The 6,092-nt window shown below is 71.3% G+C and carries 6 protein-coding genes; 5 read left to right on the forward strand and 1 reads right to left on the reverse strand.

The annotated features are described in order from the left end of the window. From crtI to ACFE64_RS14590, 5 genes are all read left to right on the forward strand, one after another. On the forward strand, window positions 1–918 hold a 918-nt coding region (gene crtI / locus ACFE64_RS14570; protein WP_375393181.1), incomplete at its 5' end, for a phytoene desaturase family protein. Between the two features lie 153 nt (window positions 919–1,071). Further along, complete coding sequence (locus ACFE64_RS14575; RefSeq protein WP_375393182.1) at window positions 1,072–1,653, forward strand: TIGR00730 family Rossman fold protein; 582 nt, start codon at window positions 1,072–1,074, stop codon at window positions 1,651–1,653. Between the two features lie 27 nt (window positions 1,654–1,680). After that, window positions 1,681–2,616: a phytoene/squalene synthase family protein gene (locus ACFE64_RS14580; protein ID WP_375393183.1), complete on the forward strand. Its 936-nt coding sequence runs from the start codon at window positions 1,681–1,683 to the stop codon at window positions 2,614–2,616. A gap of 49 nt (window positions 2,617–2,665) precedes the next feature. Next, entirely contained in the window at window positions 2,666–2,857 is a 192-nt protein-coding gene (locus tag ACFE64_RS14585; RefSeq protein WP_375393184.1) for a hypothetical protein, read from the forward strand. A gap of 66 nt (window positions 2,858–2,923) precedes the next feature. Further along, window positions 2,924–4,744: an ABCB family ABC transporter ATP-binding protein/permease gene (locus tag ACFE64_RS14590; RefSeq protein WP_375393185.1), complete on the forward strand. Its 1,821-nt coding sequence runs from the start codon at window positions 2,924–2,926 to the stop codon at window positions 4,742–4,744. Window positions 4,745–4,855: 111 nt separating this feature from the next. Here the strand turns inward: ACFE64_RS14590 and ACFE64_RS14595 are convergent, their stop codons facing one another. Next, on the reverse strand, window positions 4,856–5,620 hold the full coding sequence (locus ACFE64_RS14595; protein WP_375393186.1) for a TerC family protein: 765 nt from the start codon (window positions 5,618–5,620) through the stop codon (window positions 4,856–4,858). Between the last annotated feature and the right edge of the window lie 472 nt (window positions 5,621–6,092).

A 6,092-nucleotide genomic window follows, 5' to 3' on the forward strand; every position in this document is an offset into this window, starting at 1 on the left:
CTGCTGGTCGGCGGCAATCCGATGACGACCAGCGCGATCTATGCGCTGATCCACAAGCTGGAGCGCGACGGCGGGGTGTGGTTCGCCAAGGGCGGGACCAACCGGCTGGTCGCGGGCATGGTCACCCATTTCGAGCGGCTGGGCGGCGTGGTGCGGCTGGGCGATCCGGTGACCGCGATCGACACGCTCGGCGACCGCGCGACGGGCGTGCGCACCGCGAGCGGCTGGCAGGGGGAGGCCGACGCGGTCGCGTGCAACGCCGACGTGATGCACACCTACAAGGCGCTGCTGGCGGGATCGCGCGCGGCGCAACGCACGGCGGCCCGGCTGGAGCGCAAGCGCTACAGCCCCAGCCTGTTCGTGGTGCATTTCGGGGTCAAGGGGACGTGGCCGGGCATCCCGCACCATTCGATCCTGTTCGGGCCGCGCTACAAGGGGCTGCTCAGCGACATCTACGACCATGGCGTGCTGAGCGAGGATTTCTCGCTCTACCTGCATCACCCGACCGTCACCGATCCGTCGATGGCGCCCGCGGGCTGCTCGACCTTCTATGCGCTGGCGCCGGTGCCGCACATGGGCAAGGCGCCGCTCGACTGGGATACGGTCGGCCCGATCCTGGAGCGGCGCATCCTCGACGAGATCGGGCGGCGCCTGATCCCCGACATCCACGCGCGGATCGTGACCAAGTTCAGCTACGCCCCGCCCGACTTCGCGCAGGACCTCAACGCGCATCTCGGCAGTGCCTTCTCGCTGGAGCCGATCCTGACGCAGAGCGCGTATTTCCGCGTCCACAACCGCGACGACCAGATCCCGAACCTGTATTTCGTGGGCGCGGGCACGCATCCGGGCGCGGGCATCCCGGGCGTGGTCGGCAGCGCCAAGGCGACGGCCGCGCTGATGCTGGCCGAGGCGCGGTGACGAGGTCGGCAATCCTCCCCGGGACGGGGAGGGGGCCATGACGCGTGGCGGCATGGTGGAGGGGGTTCCGATCAAGGTGACCCCCGCGAGGCGGCGCCCCCTCCACCACCAGCCTGCGGCGGGCGGTCCCCCTCCCCGTGCCGGGGAGGATTGGTGAACCGTCTCGCGGTCTATTGCGGCTCGGCGACGCCCGCGGACCCGGCGTATCTCGGGCTGGCGCGCGATGTCGGGCGCACGCTCGCCGAGCGCGGGATCGGCATCGTCTATGGCGGCGGCAGGCTCGGGCTGATGGGCGCCGTGGCGGATGCGGCGCTGGCGGCGGGCGGCGAGGTGGTGGGCGTGATCCCGCAGGCGCTGGTCGATGCCGAGGTGGCGCATCTCGGGCTGACCGAGCTGCACGTCGTGGCGACGATGCACCAGCGCAAGCAGGCCTTCACCGAGCGCTCCGACGGCTTCGTGACGCTGCCCGGCGGCACCGGCACGATGGACGAGCTGTGGGAGGCGCTGTCCTGGGCGCAGATCGGCTATCACGCCAAGCCGGTCGGACTGCTCAATGCGCACGGCTATTACGACGGGCTGATCGCCTTCTGGGAGAAGATGGCGGCGGTCGGCTTCCTGCGCGCGCAGCACCGCGGGCTGCTGATCGTGGCGGAGGCGCTGGATCAGCTGCTGGCGCGGATGGCGGCGTTCCGGCCGGCGCAGGCGATCACGCAGATGACGGCGCGCGATCTGTGACCTTCGCCGGGGCGGCAGGCTGACGGCATGACCCGGGCCGAGCTGGTCGCCGCGGCGCGCGCGTCGATCGCGCGCGGCTCGAAGAGTTTCGCGGCCGCTTCCCGGCTGTTCGATCCCGTCACGCGCGAGCGGGCCTGGCTGCTCTATGCCTGGTGCCGGCGCTGCGACGACCTGGTCGACGGGCAGGCGGGCGGCGGCGCGATGGCGGCGGTGGCGGACGCGCCGGCCCGCGTCGCCGAGGCGCGCGCGCTGACCGAGGCGGCGCTGGCGGGCGAGATGACGGGCGATCCGGCGTTCGACGCGCTGGGGCTGGTCGCGCGCGAGACGGGGCTGCCGCCGGCCTGGCCGCGCGACCTGATCGAGGGCTTCGCGCTCGACGGGGCGGCGTGGCGGCCGACGTCCGAGGACGACCTCTATCGGTATTGCTACCATGTCGCGGGCGTCGTCGGGCTGATGATGGCGGTGGTGATGGGCGTGCGGCCGGACGACGCCGCGACGCTCGACCGGGCCTGCGATCTCGGCCTCGCCTTTCAGCTGGCGAACATCGCGCGCGATCTGGCGGAGGACGATGCGGGCGGGCGCTGTTACCTCCCCGCCGACTGGCTGGCGGAGGCCGGTGTGCCGCCGGGCGAGCAGCTGCAGCCGGCCTACCGCGCGCGCGTCGCGGTGCTGGCGCGGCGGCTGGCGGACAGCGCCGCGCGGTTCGAGGCGAGCGCGCGGGCGGGTACGCCGGCGTTGTCCTATCGCAGCGCCTGGGCGGTGCTGGCGGCGGCGGGCATCTACGGCGCGATCGGGCGCGAGGTGGCGCGGCGCGGGCCGCACGCGTGGGACCGGCGCGTGACGACGGGCAAGGCGGCGAAGCTGGGCTTCATCGCGCGCGCGGCCTGGCTGGCGGCGCGACGCGGGACGCTCTATCCGCCGACGCCGCGCGATGCCGATCTGTGGGCCCGGCCCGGCCGTTAACCGTATCGGACAACGGCGAGGACACGGCTCGGCGGTTAACGGCGCGGCCATGACGATGCTCTCGGCCCGGTTATCGCTGGCGCTCGCCAAGGGACGGCGGGAGCGGATCCCGGACACGCGCTGCGTCGTGCTGGTCGCGCTCCTGCGCAAGCGGGCGGCGGCGCATGTGCAGGGCGACATGGCGCTGGAAGCGTTGCTGCGCGAACAGATCCGCTGGGCGCTGCCGATCGAGCGCCCCTAGCCTTCCCCGGGGAGGATGGGCGTTCGTTCCTTTCGGGATCGCGCCGTCCTTCCTACATAGGCGCGAATGCCGCCCGCCGATCCGACACCGATCTCCAAGACCGACCCGCCGCTGTGGCCGACGCTGCGACGTTTCCTGCCCTATCTCTGGCCGGCGGGCGAGCCGGTGCTCAAGGCGCGGATCATCGGCGCGATGACGCTGGTGGTCTGCTCCAAGCTCGTCCAGGTCTATGGCGCGCCGTTCGCGCTGCAGGGCGCGGTCGACGGCATGGCGAGGGGGGATCGCAGCGCGGCGACGCTGATCGTGGCGCTGGTGGTCGGCTATGCCGCCGCGCGCTTCGGCTCGACCCTGTTCGACAATCTGCGCAACGCGGTGTTCGAGCGCGTCGGCCAGGATGCGACGCGGCGACTGGCGGCCGAGGTGTTCCGTCACCTCCACCAGCTGTCGCTGCGCTTTCACCTGGAGCGGCGCACGGGCGCGGTGACCAAGGTGGTGGAGCGCGGCACCAAGAGCATCGACACCATGCTCTACTTCCTGCTGTTCAACATCGCGCCGACGGTGCTGGAGCTGGCGCTCGTCATCGGCATCTTCCAGACGCGGTTCGGCGGCTGGCTGGTCGCGGCGACGCTGGTGATGGTGGTCGCCTATATCTGGTTCACGCGCATGGTGACCGACTGGCGCGCGAACCTGCGCACGCGGATGAACGACCTCGATACCGGCGCGGTCGCGCATGCGGTCGATTCGCTGCTGAACTTCGAGACGGTGAAATATTTCAACGCGGAAAGCCGCGAGGGCACGCGCTACGAGAATGCGATGCGGGCCTATGCGGACGCGGCGACCGCGTCCGAGAACAGCCTCGCCTGGCTCAACATCGGCCAGGCGCTGATCACCGGCGCGATGATGGCGTTCGGGATGGTGCTGGTGGTGCGCGGCTGGAGCGCCGGCCGGTTCACGCCGGGCGACGTGGTGCTGGTGTCGACGCTGCTGTCGCAGCTGTTCCGGCCGCTCGACCTGCTCGGCATGGTCTATCGCACCATCCGGCAGGGCGTGCTCGACATGGGGGCGATGTTCGATTTGGCCGACACGCCTGCGGAAGTGACGGACGCGCCGGGCGCGCCGCCGCTGGTGGTGGATCGCGGGCGGGTGCGGTTCGAGGGCGTGCGCTTCGCCTATGATCCCGGCCGCGAGATCCTGAAGGGCATCGACCTCGACATCGCGCCGGGCGAGACGCTGGCGGTGGTGGGGCCGTCGGGCGCGGGCAAGTCGACGCTCGCGCGGCTGTTGTTCCGCTTCTACGACCTGACCGGCGGGCGCATCACCATCGACGGGCAGGATATCGCGCGGGTGACGCAGGCGTCCCTACGCGAGGCGATCGGGATCGTGCCGCAGGACACGGTGCTGTTCAACGACACGGTCGGCTACAACATCGCCTATGGCCGCGCGGGCGCGACGCCCGCCGAGGTGGCGCGCGCGGCGGAAGGCGCGGCGATCGCCGGCTTCATCATGGGCCAGCCCGACGGCTACGAGACGCGGGTCGGCGAGCGCGGGCTGAAGCTGTCGGGCGGCGAGAAGCAGCGCGTCGCGATCGCGCGGACGCTGCTCAAGAATCCGCCGGTGCTGATCCTCGACGAGGCGACCAGCGCGCTCGACAGCCGCACGGAGGCGGCGATCCTGGACACGCTGGAGGCGATCGAGCGCGGGCGCACGACGATCGTCATCGCGCACCGGCTGTCGACGGTGGTGCACGCCGATCAGATCGTGGTGCTGGATGGCGGCCGCATCGCCGAGCGCGGTGCGCACGCCGACCTGCTGCGGCGCGGCGGGCTGTATGCCGAGATGTGGGCGCGCCAGGCGCAGGAGCGCGAGGACGTGCTGGCGGCGGAATAAGGCTTCCCGTCATTCCCGCGCAGGCGGGAATCCATTGGCGTTGGCGAAAGGAGCCGCTCACGCGCTCTCAGACGATGGACCCCGCCTGCGCGGGGATGACGAGCCCCGTCGTCAGCCCTTCGCCCGGCGCCGTCGCATCAGGTTGAGCGACTCGACCGCCGCCGAGAACGCCATGGCGGCGTAGATATAGCCTTTGGGCACATGCACCCCGAAGCCGTCGGCGATCAGCACCAGCCCGATCATCAGGAGGAAGGCGAGCGCCAGCATCACCACGGACGGATTGCGGCCGATGAAGTCGGCGAGCGGATCGGCGGCGAGCAGCATGACGCCCACCGCCAGGATCACCGCGGCGATCATGATCGGCAGCTCGTCGGTCATGCCGACCGCGGTCAGGATCGAATCGAGCGAGAACACCATGTCGAGCAGGAGGATCTGCACGATCGCCGCGCCCACCGACGATGCCGCGCGAGAGGACGCGACGCCCTCGTCATGCCCGCCGTCGACCGTGTGGCCGATCTCCGTCGTCGCCTTCCACACCAGGAACAGCCCGCCCGCGATCAGGATCAGGTCGCGCCAGGAAAAGGCCGTCTCGAAGGTCGGCTCGCCATGCGCGCCGAGCGGGCCGGCCAGCCCCAGATCGAACACCGGCGCGGTCAGCCGCACCAGCCACGCGATCCCGGACAGCAGCAGCAGCCGCAAACCCAGCGCCAGCCCGATGCCGAGCCGGCGCACGCGGCGACGGTCCGCCGCCGGCACCGTGTTCGAGAGCAGGGAGACGAACACCAGATTGTCGATGCCGAGCACGATCTCCAGCGTGAGCAGCGTGAGCAGCGCCGCCCAGGCGGCGGGGCTGGCGAACAGGGCGAACACGTCCATCGCCGCAGCCTGTGCCGTTTCGGCCACGCTCGCGCAAGGATCGCGGCTTTTTTGCGGCGCGACCGCACGAATCTCTCGCAGCCCTGCCCGGAAGGTGATAAATGCGGGATAAGGCGCAAAGGGTTTCGCGCCTGAAGGCCTGAGATCGTCGTCCGGCGCCGGGTTCTTGAGGGTGATACGGACGGGCCGGGATGCTGAACAGGGTTTATGAGTTACGATAAAGGTGAGCGCGGCCGCCGCGGGACACGAGGCGGCGGCAAGGGCGATTTCGGGGGCGACTCCGGGAGCTTCGGCGGCGGTTTCGAGAGCGGCGGTTTCGGCGGCGGTGATCGTGGCGGCTTTAGCGGCGGCGGCTTCTCCGGTGGCGGGGGCAGTGGCGGCTTTAGCGGCGGTGGTGATCGCGGCGGCTTCGGCGGCGGCGGGCGTGGCGGCTTCAGCGGTGGCGGCGGCGGTGGCGGCGGTTTCCGCGGCG

The sequence above is a fragment of the uncultured Sphingomonas sp. genome, assembly GCF_964250165.1.
Classification (GTDB): domain Bacteria; phylum Pseudomonadota; class Alphaproteobacteria; order Sphingomonadales; family Sphingomonadaceae; genus Sphingomonas.

Excerpts from the sequence above, each read along its gene's own strand:
- ACFE64_RS14595 (WP_375393186.1), bottom strand. The coding sequence starts at position 5,620 with ATGGACGTGTTCGCCCTGTTCGCCAGCCCCGCCGCCTGGGCGGCGCTG.
- ACFE64_RS14590 (WP_375393185.1), top strand. The coding sequence starts at position 2,924 with ATGCCGCCCGCCGATCCGACACCGATCTCCAAGACCGACCCGCCGCTG.
- ACFE64_RS14585 (WP_375393184.1), top strand. The coding sequence starts at position 2,666 with ATGACGATGCTCTCGGCCCGGTTATCGCTGGCGCTCGCCAAGGGACGG.
- ACFE64_RS14580 (WP_375393183.1), top strand. The coding sequence starts at position 1,681 with ATGACCCGGGCCGAGCTGGTCGCCGCGGCGCGCGCGTCGATCGCGCGC.